Here is a 23,264-nt window from a genome sequence, read left to right on the forward strand (position 1 = left end):
CATTCTTATCATTCAAGAACCGTCCGGAGCCGCCATGCTTGCCCGCCTGTTTCTGCTTGGGGTCTGCCTTGCCATGAATACTGCCATTGCTCAGACCAGAACCTTTACCACCGAGGCCGAACTCACCGGCCTCGGTCTTGATGGTCTGCAGCAATACTGGCAGACCCACGCCACCGAAAGCCAGTTTTCCGGCCATCAGAACATCAGCCTGCCCTGGGCCGCGCTCACTCACCCCGAACATGAACGCACCCTGATTATCGTGAACGGACGCACCGAGTCTTATCTCAAATATCAGGAGCTGGCCCGGGATCTGTTTGAAAACGGCTATAACGTTTACCTTTACGATCATCGCGGCCAGGGCCTGGCTCAGCGTCTTACCGCCGATCCCATTATGGGGCACATCACCGACTTTAATGACTATGTGCAGGATCTGGAGCAGTTTGTGCAGCAGGTGGTGCGGCCCGCCGGCCCGCAGCCGCTGTATTTACTGGCCCATTCCATGGGCGGCACCATATTGGCGCAGTGGCTGGCGCAAACCCAAGTGCGGGTGCAGGCGGCGGCGCTGTCTTCACCCATGATGGGCATTTATCTCGGCCCTCTGCCCCGCTGGCTGGCGGATGGGCTGGTGACTGTGCTCGGCACCGGCTGCCGCTGGCTGGGTCACGAAGCCTGTTATGCGCCCGGTCAGGGCGGCTATGAAGAAACGCCCTTTGCCGACAACGAGCTGACTCACAGTGAAGTGCGCTACCGGCTGTTCCGTGAGCTGTACCGGCAGCGCCCTGAGCTGCAGCTGGGCGGCGTCAGCCTGCAGTGGCTGGCACAGGGGCTGGCCGCCGGTGACCAAGCCATAGCCGATGCCGGACGCATTGCCGCCCCTGTGCTGGTGCTGCAGGCCAGCCAGGACGTGGTGGTAGACAACAACGCCCAGAGCCGCTTTTGCCGGGCGCTGGGGCACTGTGCCGGCGGCGGCCCGCTGATCATAGACAAAGCATCTCATGAGCTGTTTATTGAGCAGGACCGCCAGCGCCAGCAGGCCCTGAACGCCATTCTCGACTTCTTTGAACGCCATCCATAACCTCAGGAGCCTGATATGTATGACGTTATCGTCTCGGATCTGGACGGTACCCTGCTCAACAGCCAGCACCGTATTTCCGGCTATACCCGTGAGGTGCTGCACGAGCTGACCCGCCGGGGCGTGGAATTTATTGTGGCCACCGGCCGCCATCATGTGGATGTGCGCGCCATTCGTGATCAGCTCGGATTAAACGTCACTCTGGTCACCAGCAACGGGGCCCGCATTCACGACGCACAAGATAAGCTGCTGCATAACCGCAGCATACCGCCGGAGATGGTGGAAGATCTGCTGTTTCGTTTTCGCCTGCCCGAGGTGCACCTTAACCTTTATCAGGGCGATCACTGGCTGGTGGAAGAGCCGCTGCCGGTACTGCTCGACTTCAGTCCCGACAGCGCCTTTCGCTATCGGGTTACCGACCTGCGCCGCCTGAGCATGGAGGGCATTGACAAGGTGTTCTTCGCCGGCGATCACGATCAGCTGGTAAAGGTGGAAGACATGCTGCTGGCCCACTTCGGCGACCGGCTCAATATCACGTTTTCGCTGCCCATTTGCCTGGAAGTGATGCACGGCGAGGTGAACAAGGGTTCGGCCATGGCCTCGCTGGCAAAGCAGCGCAACACACCGCTGGAACGGGTGATCGCCTTTGGTGACGGCATGAACGATTATGAAATGCTGCGCCGTGCCGGCAAGGGCGTAGTCATGGCTAATGCCCACACCCGGCTGCAGGACGCCCTGCCCCACCATGATCGCACCCTCAGCGCCGATGAAGACGGCGTAGCCCGCTATCTGGCGCGCCTCTATCAGCTTTGATCCGGATACTCTCAATGCAGCACATGGAACATTATATCGGCATTATGTCCGGCACCAGTCTGGACGGCATAGATGCCGTACTGGTGGCTACCAATGGCCGTGAAATCACGCTGAGGGCCAGCGCCGGCGCACCCATTGAGCCCGCATTGCGGGAGCGGCTGCTGGCCCTCGCCAGCGGCGATGCCGTGACCGCCCGCGAGTGGGGCGAGCTGGATGTGGCGCTGGGGCAGGCCTATGCAGAAGTAACTCTGCAGCTGCTGGGTGAAACCGGCATGACTGCCGGTGATGTCTGCGCCATTGGCTGCCATGGCCAGACGGTGTGGCACCAGCCCGATGCCGCACTGCCCTTTTCCCTGCAGCTTGGCGACGGCAACCGCCTTGCCGCCCTGACCGGCATTACCACCATTACCGATTTTCGCCGCAAAGACATGGCCCTGGGCGGTCAGGGTGCGCCGCTGGTACCGGCCTTTCATCAGCAAGTGCTGAGCCACCCCCAGCGGCTGCGGGTAGTGGCCAATATCGGCGGCATTGCCAATATCAGTGTTCTGATGCCGGGCCGTCCGGTGCTGGGTTACGACGTGGGCCCGGGCAATATGCTGATGGACGCCTGGTGCCGCCGGCATACCGGTGCCCCCTTTGACAAAGACGCTGCCCTTGGCCGCCGGGGCAAGGTGCTGCCCGCCCTGCTGAACAGCCTGCTGAGCGAGCCCTGGCTGGCACTGCCGGCCCCCAAAAGCACCGGCCGTGAGCTGTTTAACGAGGCCTGGCTGAACACGCATCTGACCGGAGAGGAAGCCGTGGCCGATGTGCAGGCCACCCTGGCGGAATTGACTGCCACCGCGCTGGTGCAGCAGCTGAGCGCCCTGCCCGCGGGCGAGCTGCTGGTGTGCGGCGGCGGCGGCCATAACCCGCTGTTAATGGCGCGGCTGACCGCCCTGCTGCCCCGCTGGCGGGTTGCCACCACCACAGAGGCCGGGGTGAATATGGACGCCATGGAAGCCATGGCCTTTGCCTGGCTGGCCCATCAGACCCTGCACCGGCTGCCGGGCAACCTGCCCGAAGCCACCGGTGCCAGCCGCCCCGCCGTGCTGGGTGCCATTCACTTTCCCGACTGACGAGACACTTATGCCCAACAACCCGCTGCTGCAGGATCTGGCCCGGCTGGCCTCTGAAGGCCGCAACCCCGCCACCCTGGACATAGACACCAAAAGCGCGCTGGAAATCGTGACCCTGATGAACCAGCAGGATCAGACCGTGCCCGCGGCCATTGCCGCCGTGCTGCCGGCCATCGCCGACGCCGTTGAACTGATTGAAACCGCCCTGCGCCGCGGTGGCCGGTTAATTTATACCGGTGCCGGCACCAGCGGCCGGCTGGGAGTGCTGGATGCGGCCGAATGCCCACCCACCTTCAGTGTGCCTTATGGCATGGTCACCGGCCTGATTGCCGGCGGCGAGGCGGCCATGTTCCGGGCTCAGGAAGGCGCCGAAGACAGCGAGCAGCAAGGCGAGCAGGATCTGCGCAACCTTGGCCTGACCAAAAAAGATGTGGTGGTGGGCATTGCCGCCTCGGGCCGCACGCCGTATGTGATGGGCGGCCTGCGCTATGCCAGCAGCCTGGGTGCCGGCACTGTGGCACTGGCCTGCAACGCCGGCTCGGCCATTGGCCGCGAAGCCGCCATTGCCATAGAGCCGCAGGTGGGCCCGGAAGTGATCACCGGCTCCACCCGGCTGAAGGCCGGCACCGCCCAGAAACTGGTGCTGAACATGCTCAGCACCGCTGCCATGGTGCGGCTGGGCAAGGTCTATCAGAACCTGATGGTGGATGTACACGCCAGCAATAAAAAGCTGGAAGCCCGCGCCATTCGTATTGTAATGCAGGCCACCGGCGAGAATGAAAGCACAGCAGCACAAGCCCTGGCAAATGCCGGCAACGAGGTAAAACCCGCCATTTTAATGTTGCTCACCGGCCTGAGTGCCGATGAGGCCCGCCAGCGGCTGCAGCAGCATAATGGCGTGCTGCGCCGTGCGCTGTGATCAGGACACTTCCACCCGGTTACGGCCACCACTCTTGGCCCTATATAACGCCTCATCGGCCCGTACCAGCAGCGCTTTGGCATTGTCGCCCGGACCAATCACGGTCACCCCAAAGCTGCAGGTGCGCTGACCAATAACCGGAAAGCCTTCGTTCGCAATGCGCTCCCGCAGGGCTTCTGCCAGTTGCTGCACCCCCTTGAGATCGGTGTTGGGGCAGAGGATCAGAAACTCTTCACCGCCCCAGCGGCCCGGGCAGTCACTTAGCCGGGTATGCTCCTGCATCAGCTTCGCCAGCCGGCACAGCACCTGATCGCCCACTTCATGGCCGCAGGTATCGTTTACCTGCTTGAAGTGATCCACGTCCAGCATAATCAGACCAAAACTGGTGCCATAACGGTGATACCGGTGAATTTCCTCAGCCAGCATCTGCTCTGTGCGGCCCCGGTTAATCAGCCCGGTCAGCGCGTCTGTGGTAGACAGCCGCTCCAGCTCCCGGTTTTTCTGCTCCAGAATTTCTCTGTGCTGTACCTGCTCGGTAATATCCACCGCCATGCCGATGTAGCGCACCTCCTCAAAACTGGTGCCTTCCACCCGCCGGGCCGCAAAGCGAAACCAGCGGGGTCTGCCCTCGGCGTCCAGAAAACGCCCTTCACTGCGCCACTCGGATTTTTGTCCGGCCACGGCGGCATGCCAGCTGTTCAGTATTTTTTCTTTATCATCCGGATGCAGCGCATGGGTCCAGCCATCCCCCATCAGTTGCTCTGTGGTTTGCCCCAACACATCGCTGTAATAACGGTTGGAATAAATATTATGGCCTTCGGCATCGGCCTCAAATACGCCCATGGGAGAAAATTCCGACAGCACCCGAAAGCGCCGCTCACTGGTACGCAGCGCTTCTTCCATTAATTTGCGCTCGGTAAAGTCGGCAATATTAATGGCCACACTTTCGGTATTCTGGTGAGTATCGGCAACCGGATGACCGCTTATCCGGCAAAAACGCCGGCCCTTGCCGGCAAAGGTCAGCCATTGCTCAATAACAAAAGGGCGGCCTGCCACGGCACCATCAAACAAGGGTTTTATCTGCTGATTGAACTCAGTCTCGCCATACAGCTCCTGCATGCTGTGGCCTTCAATCTGGTTGCGCTCTCTGTGGTGATATTCAAGATAGCGATTATTGACCTGCAGATAATGATAATCAGGGCTCACCAATGCCATCAGTTCGTCGGCAGCGTTCACTATTTCCTTGTAGCGCACCAGACGGGCTGCGGCTTCATGCTGCCCGGTCACATCCTGGCTGATGGCAAAATAGCTGGCAATGCGCCCGTCCAGATCACGCACCGGCGTTATCATCACGCTTTCAATACGCTCGCTGCCGTCGCGCATACGGTTGATAAACTCTCCCTGCCAGGGTTGCTCCCGCTTCAGCTCCCGCCATAGCGCCCGGTAAGTGGCCGGCGGTGTACGCCCCGATGACAGCATATTGGGCTTCATACCCAGCACTTCGTCACCGGAGTAACCGGTATGTGCCAGAAAAGCCTGATTTACATACACAATGCATCTGTTGAGGTCAGTGATCACAATGGGAGATGGCATTTGCTCAATGGCCTGATGCAGGTGCGCAAGATCATTCATTATCTGCCGTTCACGCCGGCTGCTGTTACGCCACTGGCGCAAAAATAACGCCGTCAGCACCAGAACCAGCAGCAAAACGCCCGTACTAATCGCCACCCTGAGATACCAGCCGTGCAGCACCCGGCTGCGTTCAATGGCGCTGAAGGCCCGCACCGGCTGCTGACTGAGCTGGCGAATGGCAAATAAATAGTCCTGCCCCTGCACCAGCTGAGTGCCAAAGCCGGAAAACTCTCCCGGTGCCTGCTGCTCCTGCAACTGGCGCAGCAATGTTTGCTGATGCGGTCCGGCCCCCGCCAGCAGCACAGACCGGTTTTGCATATCAAGCAGCATAAGATGCTGCCCCTCAAAGCCGTCTCCGCTTTCCAGCTCGGCAGCAATCCGCTCCTGATCCAACAGAGCAAGCAGCACGCCGCCGGCATCCGGGGCCGACACCCGCAGCGCCACCCCCAGCTGCCCCTGAGCAATACCGGAAAAAGAGCGGCTGCCTGCCTGCAGTCCGGCAGCAACCCAGGGCGGCATATCAGCCGTGCCCGCATCCTCTCCGGCGGTTGCCACCAGACTGCCCTTATCATCGAACAATGCCAGCCTGCTCAGTGCCGGAGCCCGGGCCAGGTTGTGCAACAGCAGCCGGCGCAGTTCAAGGCCGGATAATGGCTGGCCAGAATGTTGCTCCAGCTCATGGCTGCTTCGGCTCAGAGCATGCTCTGCCGACAGTAATGCAATGTCGGTGGCACTGCCAAAAGCGCGCAGCTGAGTTTGTAACCGCTCCCCTGCGCTGCGCAGTATATTACGATGATCCAGATACAGCCCCTGACCAAGAATAGCGGCCATCAGTGCCAGCAAGAGCACCACACTCAGCATAATGGTACGGCCGAGCCGGGTGCTCCGCGGCCCGCTGGAAACGGAAAAGTGAAAGGGGCGGTGCAGCATTAGTCTGTCACCGCCTGCTGTGCCTGCTGCACCAGTTCAGTATCGATATTCATCTCCTTGATAATGGCCGGCTCCAGCCGGCGGGCAATACGTCGCCATTCCGCCAGGGTATCAGCATCGGGAGTGACAATTTCAATGCCGTTTTGCAGCAATGCCTGCCGGGCCTGCTGCTGGGCTGACGCGGCGGCCGTGCGTTGATCATCCACTATCTGCTCCCAGCTGTGGCGCACCTGCTGTTGTAAATCTGCCGGCAGGGACTGCCAGAAATCCCGGCTTATCATGGGTACATACTGGGCAAAATATTCATGGTCTTCAAAACCATAACGAATACCCCGGGTCCACAGGGCGGCGCTGCGCACGGTTTCGTGAGTAGACAGCAAACCCTGAACCCTGCCCCGCGCCAAAGCATTGGGCACATCGGGCCAGGGAATCACCACAGGATCGGCCCTGAAGGCATCCAGCCGGCTGCGGTTGGCAGCACCCCCGGGCACGCGCACACGCAGCCCGGTCAGCTGTTTGTGTTCGCTGATCCGCTGTTCGGTGAAGTAAAGGTGGGCATAGCCCAGATCCAGCCAGCGCCCGGGCACAACCACATTCAGGTTGTTTTCAATACGGCGGTTTATTTCCCGGCCTATGGCACCGTCCCGCACCCGGTAGTGCACCTCGGGCGGGCGGCCATAAAACAGCGGCAGCATATAAAGGCCGGCATCAGGCACATAGCGATCCAGCTGCCACATGCCGGGTACCGCCATGTCTACCTTACCGGTAGTGAGGGCGGCAATCACGTCCCGGTCACGGAACAACTGAGCACCGTGATAGAAACGCACCTTAAGACGGCCGTTGCTGGCCTGCTCCAGTTGCGCGGCAAAACGGGCTATGGCTTTTGTCTGAACATGGTCGACGGTGTTTTCTGCAGAAATGCGCAGCACGGGCACCTGGGCCTGAACCACACCAGCAGCGCATAACCACAGCATGGCCATGGCGGCCTTTTGAAACAGCGAGGAGAGATAATCCATTAACACGCCTGAACAGGGAATAGACTGGCAAGGTTACTCCCGAGGCCCGTAGAAAACCTTGATACAGGTTGGGTTTGGCACCGCCACGACGGACTTGTCAGCTGTCTTCTTCCCGGGCCAGACGGGCACGAAGTTTTTCTTCCCGTTTGCGGTACCAGTGGGCCTTGAACGCTGTCCACCAGTCGTCCGACAGCTCACCACCATAGGCTTCCAGCAGAGCTATCACCCGATCCAGAGTGAGCACGCCGGCATCATAATCAATATCCAGCCATTGCTTGCGCACTACCACCTTGGCCACACCGGGTTCAACGGAAAAGGCATCGGCCATTTTCTCGATTTGCAGCTGATTGAGATGATCCAGCTTGAGATGACGCCGCACCAGGGCCCGTTCGTCAATTTGCGCATTTAACGACATGTGCCGCTCCTTTGCGTGATGCTCTTCGACTCAGACCGAGTAAAGAGTAAAACGTGAACAAAGACAAGCTTTACAACATTGCCCCGATATTGCAATGCGATTGCAATGCGAGCCCGGCTGTTTCACCATATTATGGAAACCGTTTCCATAATAACTGAGAGGCAAGTATGGACACCAGCGTCACACTGAAAGCCACTAATGGCCTGCCCGCCGTTTCTCTGCCCGCCATTGGTCAGGGCACCTGGTATATGGGCGAAGGCCTCAATCCCCGCGCAGCAGAAGTCAAGGCGTTGCAGCAGGGGCTGGATCTTGGGCTGACACTCATTGATACCGCCGAGATGTACGGTGACGGCGAAGCCGAAAAGGTGGTAGGAAAGGCCCTTGAAGGCCGCCGGGATGATGCCTTTCTGGTGTCAAAGGTATATCCGTGGAACGCCGGTCGCCGCAGCGCCATTGCCGCCTGCGAAGCCAGCCTGAAGCGCCTGGGCACCGATTATCTCGACCTTTATCTGCTGCACTGGCCCGGCAGCATTCCGCTGGAAGAAACCCTGGAGGCCTTTGAAAAACTGCAGGCAGACGGCAAGATCAAACGCTTTGGCGTATCCAACTGTGACCTGGGCGAAATGCAGGAGCTGGCCTGGACAGAAGGCGGCAACCAGTGCGCGGTAAACCAGGTGCTTTATCATCTGGGCTCACGTGGTATTGAGCATGCTTTGCTGCCCTGGCAGCGGGAGCACAGCATACCCACCATGGCTTATTGCCCGCTGGCCCAGGGCGGCCGGCTGCGCCGGGAATTATTCGGCAACGCCGAACTGAACGCCATCGCCGGCGATCTGGGCGTTACGGTGCCGCAGCTGCTGCTGGCCTGGGCCATTCGCCCGGTAAACGGCCAGCGGGATGTCATTGCCATTCCCAAGGCGGTGCAACCAGCGCATGTGCAGCAAAACGCCGATGCTCTGACACTGACCCTGAGCGATGAGATACTGGCCCGGCTGAATAACGCCTTTCCGGCACCCAACCGTAAAACCCCGCTGGATATTGTGTAACCAACAACAGCCGGCGTCACCGCCGGCTGAATGTACAAACTTTATTGTCAGTGCACAGTTACACCACCTGCCCGCAGACCCAACCGGAGCTCCACGCCCACTGAAAGTTATAGCCCCCTAGCCAGCCGGTCACGTCCATTACCTCACCGATAAAGTAAAGGTTGGGGACTTTCTTGGCCTCCATGGTTTTGGATGACAGCTCGTTGGTATCTACCCCGCCCAGGGTCACTTCGGCGGTACGATAGCCCTCGGTGCCGCCGGGCTGTAACGGCCAGGCAGCCAGCCGCTGTTCAATGGCAGCCAGCTCTTTGTGGGTATATTGCTTGAGCGGTTTACTGACCAGCTCGCCCCGTGCCAGCAGAGCATCCACCAGTCGTTTGGGCAAATGGCGGGCCAGCCAGGTTTTCAGCTCCTGATTGGGACTCTCGGCCACCGCTCCGGTCAGGCTGCCTTCGGTCAGCAGCTCAAAACACACCCGCTGGCCGGGCTGCCAGTAAGAAGAAATCTGTAACACCGCCGGACCGGACACGCCTCTGTGAGTAAACAGCAGGTTTTCGGCAAAGCGGGTGCCGCACTCACTTTTTGCCACCACAGGTAAACTGACGCCGGACAGACCCTCAAGCGTTTGTTTGTCTTCCGGCTGCAGAGTAAAAGGCACCAGACCGGCGCGGGTGGGCAGCACCTTGAGGCCAAACTGCTCCGCCAGCCGGTAGCCAAACGGAGAGGCTCCTATCTTGGGCATGGACAGCCCCCCGGTGGCCACCACCAGAGACTGGCAGCGGTAAGGTTCACCGGCAGTGGTCACCGCAAAGCTTTCCCCCATTGGTTCTACATTCAGCACCTCGGCACGCAGCCGTATGGTCACACCGGCGGCATCGCATTCGGCTACCAGCATGTCGACTATGTTCTGCGCCGAGTCATCACAAAACAGCTGCCCTAAGGTTTTTTCGTGATAGGCAATACCGTGCTTTTCCACCAGGGCAATAAAATCCCATTGGGTATAGCGGGCCAGGGCCGATTTAACAAAATGAGGATTGTCACACAGGTAGGCCGCCGGATCTGTGTAATAGTTGGTGAAGTTGCAGCGGCCACCGCCCGACATCAGAATTTTGCGGCCGATGCGCTTGCCATGGTCCAGCACCAGCACCCGGCGGCCCCGCTTGCCGGCCTCGGCAGCACACATCAGGCCGGCGGCACCAGCACCGATCACAATTACATCCCAGGCCTGCATGGCGTTTCCTCATTGTTGGCAAAAGCCGCATTTTACCTGCCGTGCTGCCGCACGGCTATGCCAGCCCGCAGCGCTGTGGGTATAATTGCCGGATGAGCGACGTCGCATCCCTTTTTAATCAGCTGAGCACGCAGCTTGCCCGCCACAGCGGCGACTGGCAGCTGATGCCTTTTGGCTGCCGCACCCTGCCCTGGCCGGAGCTGGCCGCTGTGCTTGAGCGCCTTGATGAAGACCTGCTGGATCAACTGGAAAGCAATCCGCAGCAAGCGCTTGAGCTGCTGGCACCATGGCGGCCTGAACTGTCCGCATTGCATGCCTTTACCGCTCCCGTGCTGGCCCGCGCTGCCGACTATGCCACGCCCCGCTGGAGCAATGGCATTCCTGGCCGCAAATGGGCGCAGATAAAAGATTTTGCCGCCAATATCACAGCAGAACACGCCATTCTTGAGTGGTGCGCCGGTAAGGGGCATCTGGGCCGCTTGCTGGCGATAGAGCAGCAGCAGCCGGTCACCAGCCTGGAGTGGGATCAGGACTTGTGCCGCCAGGGTGAAACACTGGCCAACAAGCTGACACTGCAGCACCACTTTCACTGTGGCGATGCCCTGGCCCCCGAGGCGGCAGCCCTGTTTAAGCCGAAACAGCAGGCAGTGGCCCTGCACGCCTGTGGCGAGCTGCACTTACGCTTTTTACGTCATGCAGCCCGGGCCGGCACGCGCGCTCTGGCGCTTTCACCCTGTTGTTATCATTTAATTGAGGGCAACCGTTATGTGCCCCTGTCGATCGCCGGTCGCCGGCATGATCTGGGGTTAAGCCGGCACGATCTGCGCCTGCCGCTGCAGCAGCAGGTTACCGGCGGTGAGCGGGTGCGCCGGCTGCGTCATATTGAGCTGACCTGGCGGCTGGCCTTTGATGAGCTGCAACGGGAGCTGACCGGCGGCCGGGATTATCTGCCGCTGCCGGCCTTTCCCAAACAATTGCTGAGCGGCGATTTTGCGGACTTTGTGAGCTGGGCCTGCGACAAGAAGGGGCTGGCAGTACCCGCCAGCCTGCACAGTGAGCACTGGCTTGCTGCTGCTGATGACCGCCGGCTGCTGGTGAAGCGGATTGAGCTGGTGCGTCATTGCTATCGTTATCCGCTGGAGCTCTGGCTGCTGCTGGACAGAGTGCTGTTCCTCACTGAGCAGGGTTACCGGGTAAGGCTCGGTACCTTTACTGATATTCATAACACACCACGTCGCTATCTTATTCAGGCCTGGCGTGAGTGACCAAGGACAGGAGACGCTTTATGCCATCCCCGGTACGTTTTATTCCGCCCAGCGCCTTTGAACTGCTGATGATGGTGCTGTCCATTGTCTCGCTGGTGGCCATTATTCTGCATCAGTTCGGCCCCTTCACCGCCGATGAAAAGCAGCTGCTGCTTTATCTCGATACCAGCATCTGTATGATTTTGCTCAGTCATTTCTTCTACGGCCTGTTTCAGGCACCCAATAAAAAACGCTTTTTAAAAGTACACTGGATCGATTTTATCTCTTCCATTCCGGCCATTGATGTATTGCGCTACGGCCGTATTTTTCAGGTGCTGCGAGTGCTGCGTATGCTGCGGGTGGCCAACCAGGTCATTCGTCATCTGCTGAAAAACAGCGGCAGTACCATGATGGCCTCCATGCTGCTGGTGCTGGTGGTCGTGATCAGCGGCAGCGCCATTGCCATTCTGATGACAGAGGCAGGCCACCCCGACTCCAATATTGAAACCGCCGAAGATGCTATCTGGTGGGCACTGGTCACCATTTCTACCGTGGGCTACGGAGATCACTATCCGGTTACCACCGCCGGTCGCATTATTTCCTCTGTGGTGATTTTTGCCGGCGTGTCTCTGTTTGCGGGCATTTCCGGCCTGGTTGCTTCCGCTGTGCTGTCTCCCAGAGCTGATGAGCAGCAGAAAGCCACAGACACAAACCGGCAGGAAGGTGAGCAGCTCAGCCGCCAGCTGGGAGACCTGCATACGGAAGTGACGTCACTGCGGGAAGAAATTCATCAGCTTAAAACCCTGCTGGCAGAAAGCCGCTCAAAGCCCTGATACCCTAGACTTTATGGTACTTGTACATACGGGCTTGAATGACCTATGCTGGCTGGGTTGCAAAACTTTCGTGCAGCTCACGGTTTGTTAACTAACGGATTGATAGAGTTGATAAAAAAGGAGATTTGTCATGACTGAGCCGTATCAGTACAAACACATTCTTGCTGCGGTTGATATGACCGAAAGCAACCGCAAGGTGATTGCCAAGGCAGTTGACCGCGCCCGCGCCAATAACGCCAAGCTGTCGGTCATTCATGTAGACGTAGACCTCAAGGATCTCTACACCGAGATGATCGATATCGACATCGATAACATTCAGGATCAGGTGGTGGCCGATGCCAAGCAGCGGCTGGAAGAGTACCTGGGTGCCATTGATTATCCCATCGAGAAAAAGCTGGTGATCTGCGGTGACCTCACACTGAAAGTAAACGAAGCCGTAGAGCAGCACGGTGTGGACTTGCTGATCTGTGGCCATGAGCAAAGCTTCTGGAGCCTGCTCACCTCCTCTGCCCGTCAGCTGATGAACACAGTGCCCTGTGATCTGCTGGTGGTCCCCCTGCCCAAACATTAATCCTGCCGGGCGGTTACTGACCGCCCGCTTCCTTTAACAGCCCTCTGAACCATACCAGTGCCGGATCAAACTCGGTGAGCGGATGCTGGGCCAGCACATAGGTGCTGTGCAAGGGTTCGCTCAGTCTGTGTGCCTGCAACGGATAGTAATAACAAAGATCCCGTCCTATCAGCTCGGGGACCATGGCCAGATAGCGCCCGGTAGCCAGCAGCCGGGGCAGCGCCTCAAAACTGGGCACCCAAACGCCAATGTGGCGCGCCAGCCCCTGTTCACTCAACCAGCTTTCTACCAGGGTCTGGTTATGCCCCCAGTTAGAGGTAGACACATGGCTCCAGCTGACCAGCTCTGCCGGTGACAAGACATCAGCAAGACCGCTGTTTTTAACCGACAGGCAGACCATGGGATTATGAAACCAGATATCGGTAAGCAGCCGCTCCGACAGGTGGTCGGCACCGGCAAAGCTCACCACCAGATCCAGCTCCGCCCGCGCCAGCGTGTCTTCATAATCGGAGTTCACCAGCTCGCTGACCGCCAGCCGGCAGCCCGGTGCCCGCGCATAAAGCAACTCCACCAGCTGTGGCACCACGCCGTGCTCAATGGAAGATGGCACTGCCAGCCGAAAGGTCCGGACAGAGCTTGCCGGATCAAACCCTGCCGACTGCCGCACTCCCTGCTCCAGCAGAGCCAGTGCCTGACGCACCGGCGCAGCCAGCGCCTGAGCGCGGTGAGTGGGCCGCATTTCTTTGCGGGTCATCACAAACAGGGGATCGTTCAGGGTCTGGCGCAGCCGGCCAAGGGCATGGCTGACCGTAGACTGGGACAAATTAAGCCGCTCGGCAGTACGGGTGACGTTGCGCGTTTGCATCAGCACATCAAACACTCGCAGCAGGTTCAGATCCAGCCGCTGAAACAGATTATCCATCGATATTCACCATACCTTTATGACAACAATTCATTTTTACCATAAGCGAAGCGGCCATAGAATGCCGCCCATCAAGTTTATCGTCGGCGTGGTGATGAGCGTCTTTAAGACGGTTTGATCAAACAGTGTTTGGGCATGGTGGCATCATGGGGGGTACTGCCTGTCTCGGGTTACGCAAGTAACCTGAAAAACGAACGGTTTATGGTCGGACAATCCTGTTTGCCACGCTGACAACCTTTTCGGGCTGAGTAAGCCCAGCAAGTTCTGCGTGTGGTGTTGAACCACTTTTGTTTGGGGACGTCATTCTCTCCTTTATGACAAACCTGCTATTGGTCCCGGGCCGGCGTATTACGCCGGCTTTTTTTATGCCCGGGTTTACGCCATCATGTCGGCCATCTTTACCAATGAACACACTTCACCCATGTCTTATCTGGTTTTTGTTACCCTGCTGTGGGCCTTTTCCTTCAGTTTAATCGGCGTTTATCTGGCCGGCAGTGTAGACAGTTACTTCTCGGTATTCAGCCGCATTGTGCTGGCAGCATTATTGTTCGCCCCTTTTTTACGCTGGCGGCAGCCGGCCCGGCTGGCCGCCGGGCTGATGCTGTGCGGAGCCCTGCAACTGGGTATTATGTATCTGTTTTATTATCAGTCATTTTTGCTGCTGACAGTGCCGGAAGTGCTTATCTTCACCGTGCTTACCCCTGTCTATGTGACCCTGATTTATGATCTGCTGCACCGGCGCTTTCGTCCCGGCTATCTGTTTACCGCCGTGCTGGCAGTGCTGGGGGCGCTGATCATTCGCTTTAACGGCCTGACCGGCGACTATCTGCTGGGCTTTGTGGTGGTGCAGGGTGCCAACCTCTGCTTTGCCCTGGGTCAGGTGGGTTATAAGGTACTGCAGGAGCGTTATCCCACCAATGAGCCTCAGCATCACCGCTTTGGCTATTTTTATCTGGGTGCCCTGCTGGTGGTCACTCCCGTCTGGCTGGGACTGGGGCAAGATCAATATCCCGCCACTTCCCTGCAGTGGAGCATTTTGCTGTGGCTGGGGCTGGGTGCCTCCGGGCTGGGCTATTTTCTGTGGAACAAGGGGGCCACTCTGGTCAATGCCGGTGCCCTGGCCATCATGAATAATGCGCTGGTACCTGCGGGTCTGCTGGTCAATCTGCTTATCTGGAACCGGGATGCCGATCTGCTCCGGCTGGCCTTGGGCGGAGCCCTCATTCTTGCCTCTCTGTGGTTGAATGAGGCCTTGATCAAGGTTTCCAGACCCGCTTCTGACAGGTAACGCCTTCGGTCACAAAACCGGCATCCGGCGTCGGCCGGGCCATGGCTTTTATGAAAAGTCTCTTTACACTCAAAGCCATAAAAACGTGCGAGGAGAGCATCATGTTCAAGGGCATTTTACTGGAAGAAGCCGGCAAGCAGACTCACGCCAGCCTGCAACGCCTGAATGAGCAGCAACTGACCACCGGCGACGTGCTGGTAAAGGTGGACTACTCCACCCTTAACTATAAAGATGCGCTGGCCATTACCGGCAAGGGCAAAATCGTACGCAACTGGCCTATGGTGCCCGGCATCGACTTTGCCGGCACCGTGCTGGCATCCGACAACCCGGCCTATCGCATTGGTGAGGAAGTGTTGCTCACCGGCTGGGGCGTGGGCGAACAAACCTGGGGTGGCCTGGCAGAAAAAGCCAGCGTTAACGCTGACTGGCTGATTCACTTGCCGGCAGAAATGACCGCCAAACGCGCCATGGCCATCGGCACCGCCGGTTTTACCGCCATGCTGGCGGTGATGGCACTGGAGCAGGCCGGCGTAAAACCGGACCAGGGTCCTGTTCTGGTCACCGGTGCCACCGGCGGTGTGGGCTCTGTTGCGGTGCGGCTGCTGGCCAAGGCCGGCTATGAAGTGCATGCCTCTACCGGCCGCCCCGAGCACAGCGACTGGCTGAAAAGCCTGGGTGCCCACGAGATTATTGATCGCATTCAGCTCGATCAGGAACCGGCTGCGCTGGAGTCACAGCACTGGGCCGGTGCCATCGATGCCGTGGGCGGCCGTACTCTGGCGCGCATTCTCAGCCAGACCAGAATGTACGGTGCCGTGGCTGCCTGCGGCCTGACCGGTGGCGTGGCCCTCAACACCACCGTCATGCCCTTTATTCTGCGGGGGGTACAGCTGCTTGGCATCAACTCGGTACATATTCCCAAAGAAAAACGCATCGCCGCCTGGCAGCGGGTGCATGAAAGCCTGCCGGTCAATTACGAGAATGACGTCACGGAGCTGACCCTGGAGCAGGCCATCGATGCTGCCCACGACATGATGGCGGGCAAGCTCACCGGCCGGGTGGTGATCCAGCCCTGAGGCCTGTTTTTCCTGTTCCATGCTAAAGAGCCCTTTGGGCTCTTTTTTTGTTACAATGTAACAAAATAGGCTATATGGATGATGCAATGACCGTTTCTGTTCCTACTCACCTGATTATGGGCTTTCTCGGCACCGGTAAAACCACCCTGCTGCGCCACCTGCTGGCCAACAAACCCAAGCAGGAGCGCTGGGCGGTGCTGGTGAATGAGTTTGGTGAGGTAGGCATAGACGGTGCTCTGCTGACGGAGCAGGGTGCCATGATTAAGGAAATTCCCGGTGGCTGCCTGTGCTGTGTGGCCGGGCTGCCGTTTCAGATTGGGCTGAATGCCCTGCTGCAAAAGGCCAGGCCAGACCGGCTGTTTATTGAGCCCACCGGCCTGGGCCATCCCAGCCGGGTAATGGACATACTGACCAACGAGCATTACCGCAACGTGCTCAGCCTGCAGGCGGCCTTTTGTCTGATAGACCCGCGTCAGTGGCAGGATCCCCGTTACCGCGACCATGAAACCTATCAGGATCAACTGGCTCTGGCCGATGTGGTGGTGGCCAATAAAACCGACCTGTGCAGCAAAGCCGGGCTGGAACAGCTGCGCCGGGATATTGAGCAGAGCCCCGGGCCCGCACAGGCACTGGTGGAAACAGTGCAGGGGCAAATCGATCTGCACTGGCTGGCGCAGCCTCATGCCACTGAGCGCCGGGCGGCTCATCCGCAGGCTCATGCCGGTAAAGCACAACGGCCGCTGGTGGCGGCCCCAGAGCCCAAACTCACCCGGGGCCAACCCTGGCGGCGTTACGCCAGCCAGGGAGATGATCACTTTACCGTGGGCTGGCGTTTCCATACGGATGTGCTGTTTGATCCGGACGCAGCCAAAGCCTTCTGTGAAGCTCTGCCGGTGGCCCGGCTCAAGGCCGTGCTGCATACCCGGGATGGCTGGTGGGCCTTTAACCAGACCGATCAGCTCAGCATGTACCGGCTGGCTCCGCAAAAGGAAAGCCGGCTTGAGCTGATAGACGCCTCGCCGCTGGCCATGCACGATTTACACCAGCAGCTGATGAAAGCCGTGGTCTATCTGCCAGCTTCATAAAACTGTCACTCCGGTGACTTATTCTGCCGGCCTTGACTGACAAAGGAAGGTCCGCATGAAAGTTTCGCTGTTTTCATTATTATCATCCCTGGGACTGATGGTCCTGGCCTTGTTGCTGGCGGGTTCCTTTTATATGGGCGACCGCCAGCTTACTCGGGATAACAATGCTCGCAGCAGTCTGGAGCAATTGCGCCGTCATGCCAATATCGATTTATACCGTACTATTTCTGCTTATCTGAACACCGGAGACGCCAGTCTGCTGACAACCGCAGAGCAGCAGCTGAATCACCTGGCCAGTGCTTTGTCCGGGCTGCCTGCGGGCGAACCGGCTTATCAGGCAGTGCAATCACTGTCCCGGCAACTTACTCTGGATTTTCGCGAAGCAGGCAAGCTGGCGGGCAACAGCCAGCAGCTGCTGCTGCATGCCGAGCAGGAAATGGCCGATCAACTGCGCGCCCTTGCCCGTTACGCCGGCGCAGCACACAGCCTGTCTGACCGCTATCAAGGCTTGATTGCCGAAATGCTGGCAACCCTGCCCCGCCTGATACACCAGCGTCAGAGCTATATCAGCACAGGTGACGAACAGCTGAGAAAAAGTATCGATTTTCAGCTAAACGAGCTGAAAAACCTTAATAAACAATTGCAGGACCTGCCTTTGCTGGGGGTTTATCACACTCCGCAAGCAGACGAATTTGCACTGCGCCAGCCTGAACCGGAAGAAATGGGCGAAGGCCCGAAAAGAGAGCTGAACAGCCTGCTGCAGCGCTATGCCGGTGAACTGGCCACCACACAAGACGGTCAGCAGCAGGGTGCTGATGCCGCCGCCGCCCTGAGTGCCGGCCTGAGCGAGATTGAAAGCCAGCTTGACACCCTGGTGGCTGCGCGTGAAGCAGAACGCCTGCAGACCTATCAGCAGCTCAGTCTGATATTGCTCGGACTGTGCGCCGCCTTGCTGCTGTTTGCCCTGCTCAGCTATCTGTTTCAGCGCGGCCTGGTGGTACGCCGGCTTAATGAACTGCGCAATGCCTTTGCTCAGCTGCTGAACAAGGGTGAGCTTACGCCCCTGCCGGTGACTCATCCCAACAGCGAACTGGGCCAGATTGCTCAGAGCGTTAACGGACTGCAGGCACTGCTGCAGCATCAGCAGCAGGAGCGGGCCGGCCAGCTGCAGCGGGTGTCGGCGGCGCTGGAAGGGATGGTGGCCGAAGTACAGGATATTCAGCAGCAGGCACACAGCAATGACGGCACCCTGCAGGGCAGTCTGACCATGGTAAATGAACTGAACCATCTGGCTGCACAGATGCGCAGTGCCAGCGACGATATTGCCCATACCGCCCATAACAATCTGGAAGCCATGAGCATCAGCCGCCGGCAGACAGAGCAACTGGCCCGCAGTGCAGCAGAAAGCCGCCAGGCCGCACTGACCGGCCGTGAAGCCCTGATCAGCCTGAGCCGCTCGGTAGACGATGCCGCCACCATTATCGGCGTGATCCGCCAGATTGCCGAGCAGACCAATCTGCTGGCCCTGAATGCCGCCATTGAGGCCGCCAGAGCAGGCGAGCAGGGCCGTGGCTTTGCGGTGGTGGCCGACGAGGTCCGCAAATTATCAGGACATACTCAGGGCTCACTGGAAGAAATTGCCGGCATTATGGAGCGGCTGGGCGATTCCAGCACAGCATTAAACAACACCATAGACCGCATGATGCAGGCAGCAGAAGATCAGCACCGGCAAACCCAGACGCTGCTGGAGGTAACCGAGCAGGTCAGCGACACTTCCCGCGCCACAACATCAGTGGCGGAGCAGGGTGCAAAACATGCCGACAGCCAGGCTGCCGAGCTGAGCCGCTTTATGGCACTCATGGATGAGCTGAAAACCCGCTCAGCGGCTGTATCAGACAGAGCCGAACAGGTAACCGGCCATATTCGCCATCAGGCACAAACCATTACCCGGCTGCTGGAGCCGGCTTAAAGCCGGTTCAGCGGCACCTTGAGATAACGGCGGCCTTGTTCATCGGGCTCGGGCAAATGACCGGCGCGAATATTCACCTGAATGGACGGTACAATCAGCCGGGGCACCGCCAGGGTGGCATCACGCTCATTGCGCATGGTTACAAACGCATCCTGACTGATGCCGTCGTGCACATGAATATTGTGCTGTTTCTGCTGTGCTACCGTGGTGCGGCACTCATGCTCCCTGCCCTTGGGATAGTCGTGACACACATAAATATCGGTGCCGTCCGGCAGCGCCAGCAGCTGCTGAACGGACTGGTACAGGCGCTCTGCGCTGCCGCCGGGAAAGTCACAGCGGGCGGTCCCCACATCGGGCATAAACAGGGTATCGCCTGCAAATACCGCCTGCTCATTCACCACATAGGCTACGTCCGCCGGAGTGTGCCCGGGCACATGCATCACCCGCACCGTCAGCTCACCCACACTGAATTGTTCGCCGTCATGAAACAGATAATCAAACTGGCTGCCGTCGGGCAGCAGCTCTTTTTCCAGCCCGAATACTCGCTGAAAAATGCCCTGCACGTCGCGAATGTGCTCACCAATGGCAATGCGCCCGCCCAGCTGCTGCTGAATAAACGGCGCTGCCGATAAATGATCCGCATGAGCATGGGTTTCCAGAATCCACTCCAGGGTAAGGCTCTGCTCACGCACAAAATCCACCAGCTGCTGTGCCGTGGTGGTGGCGGTGCGGCCGGAGTGATAATTAAAGTCGAGCACAGGATCGATAACCGCAGCCCGGCCACCGCTGTGGTCATAGATCACATAGCTGAAGGTTTCGCTGTCCTGATCCAGAAAAGCGCGTACACAAGGCTGAGACATGGTGTTCTCCTGACGACAAACAATTAGATAAATCTAATATATAGGAGCGTGCAGCATTACGCCAGTTGCATGATCACAGCGCCGCCTTTACATACAAATCAAAGCGGTTGTTTTTACTGGTAATTTGCGCAGAAGGGGCCATTTCATCAAGAAAGCCGGCATAATCGGGCCGCTTGACTACTACCCGGGCACGGGCCAGCGCCAGCGCCGGAGTCAGCAGACTGTCGGCGTCTTCGTCGGCACCCACCAGAGAGTGAAACACCCGCATTTCTTTCTTGACCAGTGCCGCCTTTTTCTTGTGCGGAAACATGGGATCAAGGTAGACCACATCAGGCTGCTGCTGAATGTCGGCAAGCGTGCAGCCAAACGGCAGCAGCTGCAGCCGCTGCTGCACCCAGGGGCCAATGCCGGCATCGGCGGCCGCCCGGCGCAAACCGTCTTCCAGTAATGCATGCACTACAGGGTGGCGCTCGCATAAGGTCACTGTGCAGCCCAGGGAAGCCAGCACAAAGGCATCCCGGCCCAGGCCGGCGGTGCCGTCTACCACTTGCGGGTTATGGCCATGCTTGAGCCCCACCGCCTTGGCAATACTCTGACCCCGGCCACCGCCGAATTTACGCCTGTGTGCCGCAGCGCCCTCAACAAAGTCCACAAACACCGCACCCAGTCTGGGCTCGTCCAGCTTGCGCAGTTCCAGCCGGCCATCGGTCAGCACCAGGGCAAAGGGAGCGGCGGCGGTCACATCACTTAAACGGGTACGCAGCATGGCAGCCTGAGGCTCAAGGGCGGGATCCTGCAGTTCAATCTGCAGCGGGTATTGTGTGTCCGGCATAGGTTTCCAGAAAAGTCAGCAGCTCGCGCAGGGGCATGGGTCTGGCAATCAGATAGCCCTGCAAAAAATGGCAGGGCTGAGTGGAAAGGTAGGCGGCCTGAGCCGGTGTTTCCATGCCTTCAATCACCACTTGCATGCCAAGATCGCCGATAATGCGCAAAATCCCTTCCAGCAGCAAGCCATCTTTGCGATTCCCGGGCAGGTGGTCAATAAAACTCTTGTCGATTTTGACCAGATCAATGGGAAAGGCACGCAGATAATTCAGCGCTGAAAAGCCGGTGCCGAAGTCGTCAATGGCAATGCGGCAGCCCGCCTTACGCAAGGCATCGATACGCTCCAGATGATGCTCATTGCCCTGCATAAACAGCGACTCGGTGATCTCAAAAATCATCTGCTGAGGATCCAGACCGTGGCGCTCGATAATGGATAACCACTCTTCCCCATCCAGCCCCAGACTCTGAAACTCCAGGCTGGAACGGTTAATGGCCATATGCAGGGAATGACCGGCCAGTTTAAGGCGGTGCAAATCGGCACAGGCCCGGTTCAGCACCCAGTCTCCCAGCGCCTGCACCATGCTGCACTCTTCCGCCACCGGCACAAACTCCATGGGTGAGATAGGGCCAAGCTCGGCATGATGCCAGCGCACCAGCGCTTCCAGCTTGGTTACCGTGCCGCTGGCGGTATCTACGATCGGCTGATAATGCAGGCGCAGCCCGCCCCGGCGTATGGCCTCGGTCAGATCGTGCTGCAACCGGATTCGGCGGCTCTGGCTGCGGTTAAGCTTGTCATCATATAACGCCAGCGGTTCGCGTTTTTGCTTGGCACCAAACAATGCCTGCTCGGCATGCTGCAGCAGGCTTTCAGCGTCTTTCTCGTTCAGGCCGGGCCAGAGGGCACCGCCCATGGTGGCGTCCACATAGAGCTGTTGCTCGGCCATGGCCAGCGGCCGGGCCAGGGCATTCAGCAAGTGACGGCCAAAAATACGCGCCTGGCGCGGATGTACTATGCCCGGCACCAGCAGCGCAAATTCATCATTGCCAATGCGCGCCAGATCGTCGCCGCTGCGCAGCCGGTCCCGCAGTCGCGCAGCCACTTCCTGCAGCACTCTGTCCCCCACTCTGTGATTAATGGCGTTGTTGAACAGACGGAAATTATTGATATCCAGAATCATCAGCGCAAACGGCTCATTCAGCCGGCAATACCGGGCCAGCCGCTGCTGAAAACTGGCGCGGCTGGCCAGGCCGGTGAGCGTGTCCTTGTCTTCCGGTGGGGTATTTTGCTCGGTGGCATCAGGCTGTTTGATTTCGCTGAATACCACCACAAGGTGAGCCGGACCTTCAGGACCATGCAGAGCGCTGATGCTGAGCCGCTCGGGGTAAATCTGGCCGCAGCGCCGGCGGTTCCACACTTCCCCCTGCCAGCGTCCCTGCTCATGCAACGCCTGATTCATCTGCCGATAAAACGCCCGGCTGTGCAATCCTGAACGCAGCATCGACGGGTGACTGCCTCGCACCTCTTCTTCGCCATAACCGGTCACTTGCTCAAAGGCCGGACTCACTTGCTCAATACGGCTGTGAGCATCGCAGATCATGACCCCTTCCGGCTGCTCCGGCGCAGGAATAAAGCGCAGGTTCATGCCGCGGGATGGTGTTGCTCTGGGGCGCAGGCTGGCCAGGGTGCCCATTATACACAGCGGCTGATTATCGATATCGCGTACCAGGGTAAGCTGCGTCTCCCCCAGCAAAAGATGGCCGTTAGGGTGCAGATAATGTTTTTCCATTACCGCCATACCGAGCTCCGGCTCATTCACCAGGCGCTGATACAAACGCCGGGTTTCGGGCCAGTCGGCCCCCAGGCTGAACTCCCGCAGCGAGCGGCCCGTCATATTATCTGTACTGTCACCGGCAATGCGCCTTACCGCCCGGTTGGTCCACTCCACCACGCCCTCGGGCGTGGCACGCACCAGCGGCAGCGGAAAATATTCAAACAGGGGTAACAGCGACACCGCCTGCCGGGCACGGTCGGCATAAGTAAACACGGAAGCAAAAAAGCCCAGCCAGGCCGTTTTGGATAAACGGACATGACGCCGGCGCTGCAGCAGAAACAGCGCATAACCATCATACTGGGCTGACAGCGACAGAAACTGTCCGGACCCCATACCCAGCTGACGACAAAGGGGGTAACTCAGACGCTGAAAGGGGCGCTTGCCGGAGACAGACAGGGACACATCCGGCAAGGAGACTCCGGCCGCCAGCAGCGGCTGCCAGTGCCTGCCATGGCGTTGGCACAGCAGCACACCATCGGCCAGACGCTGCTCTACCAGCTGGCTGATGCACCAAAGACTGAACCAGGAGGTTATCCCATGCTCCATCGCACTTTCTCATGTAAAGAATTC

The 23,264-nt window shown here is 58.8% G+C and carries 20 protein-coding genes; 12 read left to right on the plus strand and 8 right to left on the minus strand.

Going from position 1 to position 23,264, the window contains the following annotated elements; genetic code table 11:
• Nucleotides 1-34: 34 nt before the first annotated feature.
• From G364_RS0107465 to murQ, 4 genes are read left to right on the plus strand one after another with little or no spacing between them, the layout of a single operon-like run.
• Nucleotides 35-1,075 (plus strand): alpha/beta fold hydrolase, encoded by a 1,041-nt coding sequence (locus tag G364_RS0107465; RefSeq protein WP_019934521.1) that lies wholly within the window; start codon nucleotides 35-37, stop codon nucleotides 1,073-1,075.
• Between the two features lie 15 nt (nucleotides 1,076-1,090).
• The gene (locus G364_RS0107470) at nucleotides 1,091-1,885 is read left to right on the plus strand and encodes a Cof-type HAD-IIB family hydrolase (protein WP_019934522.1); all 795 of its coding nucleotides are present in this window, start codon (nucleotides 1,091-1,093) and stop codon (nucleotides 1,883-1,885) included.
• Between the two features lie 14 nt (nucleotides 1,886-1,899).
• Nucleotides 1,900-3,000: an anhydro-N-acetylmuramic acid kinase gene (locus G364_RS0107475; protein ID WP_019934523.1), complete on the plus strand. Its 1,101-nt coding sequence runs from the start codon at nucleotides 1,900-1,902 to the stop codon at nucleotides 2,998-3,000.
• Nucleotides 3,001-3,010: 10 nt separating this feature from the next.
• The gene (murQ, locus tag G364_RS0107480) at nucleotides 3,011-3,919 is read left to right on the plus strand and encodes an N-acetylmuramic acid 6-phosphate etherase (protein WP_019934524.1); all 909 of its coding nucleotides are present in this window, start codon (nucleotides 3,011-3,013) and stop codon (nucleotides 3,917-3,919) included.
• Here the strand turns inward: murQ and G364_RS0107485 are convergent, their stop codons facing one another.
• The 3 genes from G364_RS0107485 to G364_RS0107495 all read right to left on the minus strand — a co-directional run bounded on the left by G364_RS0107485 (nucleotide 3,920) and on the right by G364_RS0107495 (nucleotide 7,912).
• A complete protein-coding gene (locus G364_RS0107485; RefSeq protein ID WP_019934525.1) occupies nucleotides 3,920-6,481 on the minus strand; it encodes a sensor domain-containing diguanylate cyclase in 2,562 nt (853 codons plus the stop codon).
• Nucleotides 6,481-7,497 (minus strand): TRAP transporter substrate-binding protein DctP, encoded by a 1,017-nt coding sequence (gene dctP, locus G364_RS0107490; protein WP_019934526.1) that lies wholly within the window; start codon nucleotides 7,495-7,497, stop codon nucleotides 6,481-6,483. The genes G364_RS0107485 and dctP overlap by 1 nt, the downstream gene beginning before the upstream one ends.
• Nucleotides 7,498-7,594: 97 nt before the next feature.
• Nucleotides 7,595-7,912, minus strand: a complete 318-nt coding sequence (locus G364_RS0107495; protein WP_019934527.1) for a hypothetical protein — start codon at nucleotides 7,910-7,912, stop codon at nucleotides 7,595-7,597.
• 167 nt (nucleotides 7,913-8,079) lie between these two features.
• Here G364_RS0107495 and G364_RS0107500 point away from each other — a divergent pair, with 167 nt between their 5' ends.
• Nucleotides 8,080-8,958, plus strand: a complete 879-nt coding sequence (locus G364_RS0107500; RefSeq protein ID WP_019934528.1) for an aldo/keto reductase — start codon at nucleotides 8,080-8,082, stop codon at nucleotides 8,956-8,958.
• A 58-nt stretch (nucleotides 8,959-9,016) separates the two neighbouring features.
• On the opposite strand, the gene G364_RS0107505 is transcribed toward G364_RS0107500, so the two are convergent.
• Nucleotides 9,017-10,189, minus strand: coding sequence for a BaiN/RdsA family NAD(P)/FAD-dependent oxidoreductase (locus G364_RS0107505; RefSeq protein WP_019934529.1), 1,173 nt, complete (start codon nucleotides 10,187-10,189; stop codon nucleotides 9,017-9,019).
• A gap of 92 nt (nucleotides 10,190-10,281) precedes the next feature.
• Between G364_RS0107505 and G364_RS0107510 the strand changes: the two genes are divergently transcribed.
• The 3 genes from G364_RS0107510 (at nucleotide 10,282) to G364_RS0107520 (ending at nucleotide 12,837) form a co-directional block, all read left to right on the plus strand.
• Nucleotides 10,282-11,454 (plus strand): methyltransferase, encoded by a 1,173-nt coding sequence (locus G364_RS0107510; RefSeq protein WP_019934530.1) that lies wholly within the window; start codon nucleotides 10,282-10,284, stop codon nucleotides 11,452-11,454.
• Nucleotides 11,455-11,474: 20 nt separating this feature from the next.
• Nucleotides 11,475-12,266, plus strand: coding sequence for an ion transporter (locus G364_RS16440; RefSeq protein ID WP_019934531.1), 792 nt, complete (start codon nucleotides 11,475-11,477; stop codon nucleotides 12,264-12,266).
• A 130-nt stretch (nucleotides 12,267-12,396) separates the two neighbouring features.
• A complete protein-coding gene (locus G364_RS0107520) occupies nucleotides 12,397-12,837 on the plus strand; it encodes a universal stress protein (RefSeq protein ID WP_019934532.1) in 441 nt (146 codons plus the stop codon).
• 13 nt (nucleotides 12,838-12,850) lie between these two features.
• Here G364_RS0107520 and G364_RS0107525 read toward each other — a convergent pair whose 3' ends face one another.
• Nucleotides 12,851-13,759 (minus strand): LysR family transcriptional regulator, encoded by a 909-nt coding sequence (locus G364_RS0107525; RefSeq protein WP_019934533.1) that lies wholly within the window; start codon nucleotides 13,757-13,759, stop codon nucleotides 12,851-12,853.
• A gap of 421 nt (nucleotides 13,760-14,180) precedes the next feature.
• On the opposite strand from G364_RS0107525, the gene G364_RS0107530 reads away from it, so the two are divergent.
• From G364_RS0107530 to G364_RS0107545, 4 genes are all read left to right on the plus strand, one after another.
• Nucleotides 14,181-15,047, plus strand: a complete 867-nt coding sequence (locus G364_RS0107530; RefSeq protein ID WP_026344765.1) for a carboxylate/amino acid/amine transporter — start codon at nucleotides 14,181-14,183, stop codon at nucleotides 15,045-15,047.
• A 101-nt stretch (nucleotides 15,048-15,148) separates the two neighbouring features.
• The gene (gene acuI / locus G364_RS0107535) at nucleotides 15,149-16,123 is read left to right on the plus strand and encodes an acrylyl-CoA reductase (NADPH) (protein ID WP_019934535.1); all 975 of its coding nucleotides are present in this window, start codon (nucleotides 15,149-15,151) and stop codon (nucleotides 16,121-16,123) included.
• 86 nt (nucleotides 16,124-16,209) lie between these two features.
• The gene (locus tag G364_RS0107540; RefSeq protein WP_019934536.1) at nucleotides 16,210-17,208 is read left to right on the plus strand and encodes a CobW family GTP-binding protein; all 999 of its coding nucleotides are present in this window, start codon (nucleotides 16,210-16,212) and stop codon (nucleotides 17,206-17,208) included.
• Between the two features lie 55 nt (nucleotides 17,209-17,263).
• Nucleotides 17,264-19,177: a methyl-accepting chemotaxis protein gene (locus G364_RS0107545; RefSeq protein WP_019934537.1), complete on the plus strand. Its 1,914-nt coding sequence runs from the start codon at nucleotides 17,264-17,266 to the stop codon at nucleotides 19,175-19,177.
• On the opposite strand, the gene G364_RS0107550 is transcribed toward G364_RS0107545, so the two are convergent.
• The 3 genes from G364_RS0107550 to G364_RS0107560 all read right to left on the minus strand — a co-directional run bounded on the left by G364_RS0107550 (nucleotide 19,174) and on the right by G364_RS0107560 (nucleotide 23,240).
• The gene (locus G364_RS0107550; RefSeq protein WP_019934538.1) at nucleotides 19,174-20,037 is read right to left on the minus strand and encodes an MBL fold metallo-hydrolase; all 864 of its coding nucleotides are present in this window, start codon (nucleotides 20,035-20,037) and stop codon (nucleotides 19,174-19,176) included. The genes G364_RS0107545 and G364_RS0107550 overlap by 4 nt on opposite strands.
• Before the next feature lie 73 nt (nucleotides 20,038-20,110).
• Nucleotides 20,111-20,869: a class I SAM-dependent methyltransferase gene (locus G364_RS0107555; RefSeq protein WP_019934539.1), complete on the minus strand. Its 759-nt coding sequence runs from the start codon at nucleotides 20,867-20,869 to the stop codon at nucleotides 20,111-20,113.
• A complete protein-coding gene (locus G364_RS0107560) occupies nucleotides 20,838-23,240 on the minus strand; it encodes a sensor domain-containing protein (protein ID WP_019934540.1) in 2,403 nt (800 codons plus the stop codon). The genes G364_RS0107555 and G364_RS0107560 overlap by 32 nt, the downstream gene beginning before the upstream one ends.
• Nucleotides 23,241-23,264 lie beyond the last annotated feature (24 nt).

The sequence above is a fragment of the Oceanimonas smirnovii ATCC BAA-899 genome (assembly GCF_000381965.1).
In the GTDB taxonomy this organism is placed as follows: Bacteria; Pseudomonadota; Gammaproteobacteria; order Enterobacterales; family Aeromonadaceae; genus Oceanimonas; species Oceanimonas smirnovii.

What these genes read in the sequence shown, in the direction of transcription:
- G364_RS0107465 (WP_019934521.1), top strand. Translation starts at nt 35, where the DNA reads ATGCTTGCCCGCCTGTTTCTGCTTGGGGTCTGCCTTGCCATGAATACT.
- G364_RS0107470 (WP_019934522.1), top strand. Translation starts at nt 1,091, where the DNA reads ATGTATGACGTTATCGTCTCGGATCTGGACGGTACCCTGCTCAACAGC.
- G364_RS0107475 (WP_019934523.1), top strand. Translation starts at nt 1,900, where the DNA reads ATGCAGCACATGGAACATTATATCGGCATTATGTCCGGCACCAGTCTG.
- murQ (WP_019934524.1), top strand. Translation starts at nt 3,011, where the DNA reads ATGCCCAACAACCCGCTGCTGCAGGATCTGGCCCGGCTGGCCTCTGAA.
- G364_RS0107485 (WP_019934525.1), bottom strand. Translation starts at nt 6,481, where the DNA reads ATGCTGCACCGCCCCTTTCACTTTTCCGTTTCCAGCGGGCCGCGGAGC.
- dctP (WP_019934526.1), bottom strand. Translation starts at nt 7,497, where the DNA reads ATGGATTATCTCTCCTCGCTGTTTCAAAAGGCCGCCATGGCCATGCTG.
- G364_RS0107495 (WP_019934527.1), bottom strand. Translation starts at nt 7,912, where the DNA reads ATGTCGTTAAATGCGCAAATTGACGAACGGGCCCTGGTGCGGCGTCAT.
- G364_RS0107500 (WP_019934528.1), top strand. Translation starts at nt 8,080, where the DNA reads ATGGACACCAGCGTCACACTGAAAGCCACTAATGGCCTGCCCGCCGTT.
- G364_RS0107505 (WP_019934529.1), bottom strand. Translation starts at nt 10,189, where the DNA reads ATGCAGGCCTGGGATGTAATTGTGATCGGTGCTGGTGCCGCCGGCCTG.
- G364_RS0107510 (WP_019934530.1), top strand. Translation starts at nt 10,282, where the DNA reads ATGAGCGACGTCGCATCCCTTTTTAATCAGCTGAGCACGCAGCTTGCC.
- G364_RS16440 (WP_019934531.1), top strand. Translation starts at nt 11,475, where the DNA reads ATGCCATCCCCGGTACGTTTTATTCCGCCCAGCGCCTTTGAACTGCTG.
- G364_RS0107520 (WP_019934532.1), top strand. Translation starts at nt 12,397, where the DNA reads ATGACTGAGCCGTATCAGTACAAACACATTCTTGCTGCGGTTGATATG.
- G364_RS0107525 (WP_019934533.1), bottom strand. Translation starts at nt 13,759, where the DNA reads ATGGATAATCTGTTTCAGCGGCTGGATCTGAACCTGCTGCGAGTGTTT.
- G364_RS0107530 (WP_026344765.1), top strand. Translation starts at nt 14,181, where the DNA reads ATGTCTTATCTGGTTTTTGTTACCCTGCTGTGGGCCTTTTCCTTCAGT.
- acuI (WP_019934535.1), top strand. Translation starts at nt 15,149, where the DNA reads ATGTTCAAGGGCATTTTACTGGAAGAAGCCGGCAAGCAGACTCACGCC.
- G364_RS0107540 (WP_019934536.1), top strand. Translation starts at nt 16,210, where the DNA reads ATGACCGTTTCTGTTCCTACTCACCTGATTATGGGCTTTCTCGGCACC.
- G364_RS0107545 (WP_019934537.1), top strand. Translation starts at nt 17,264, where the DNA reads ATGAAAGTTTCGCTGTTTTCATTATTATCATCCCTGGGACTGATGGTC.
- G364_RS0107550 (WP_019934538.1), bottom strand. Translation starts at nt 20,037, where the DNA reads ATGTCTCAGCCTTGTGTACGCGCTTTTCTGGATCAGGACAGCGAAACC.
- G364_RS0107555 (WP_019934539.1), bottom strand. Translation starts at nt 20,869, where the DNA reads ATGCCGGACACACAATACCCGCTGCAGATTGAACTGCAGGATCCCGCC.
- G364_RS0107560 (WP_019934540.1), bottom strand. Translation starts at nt 23,240, where the DNA reads ATGGAGCATGGGATAACCTCCTGGTTCAGTCTTTGGTGCATCAGCCAG.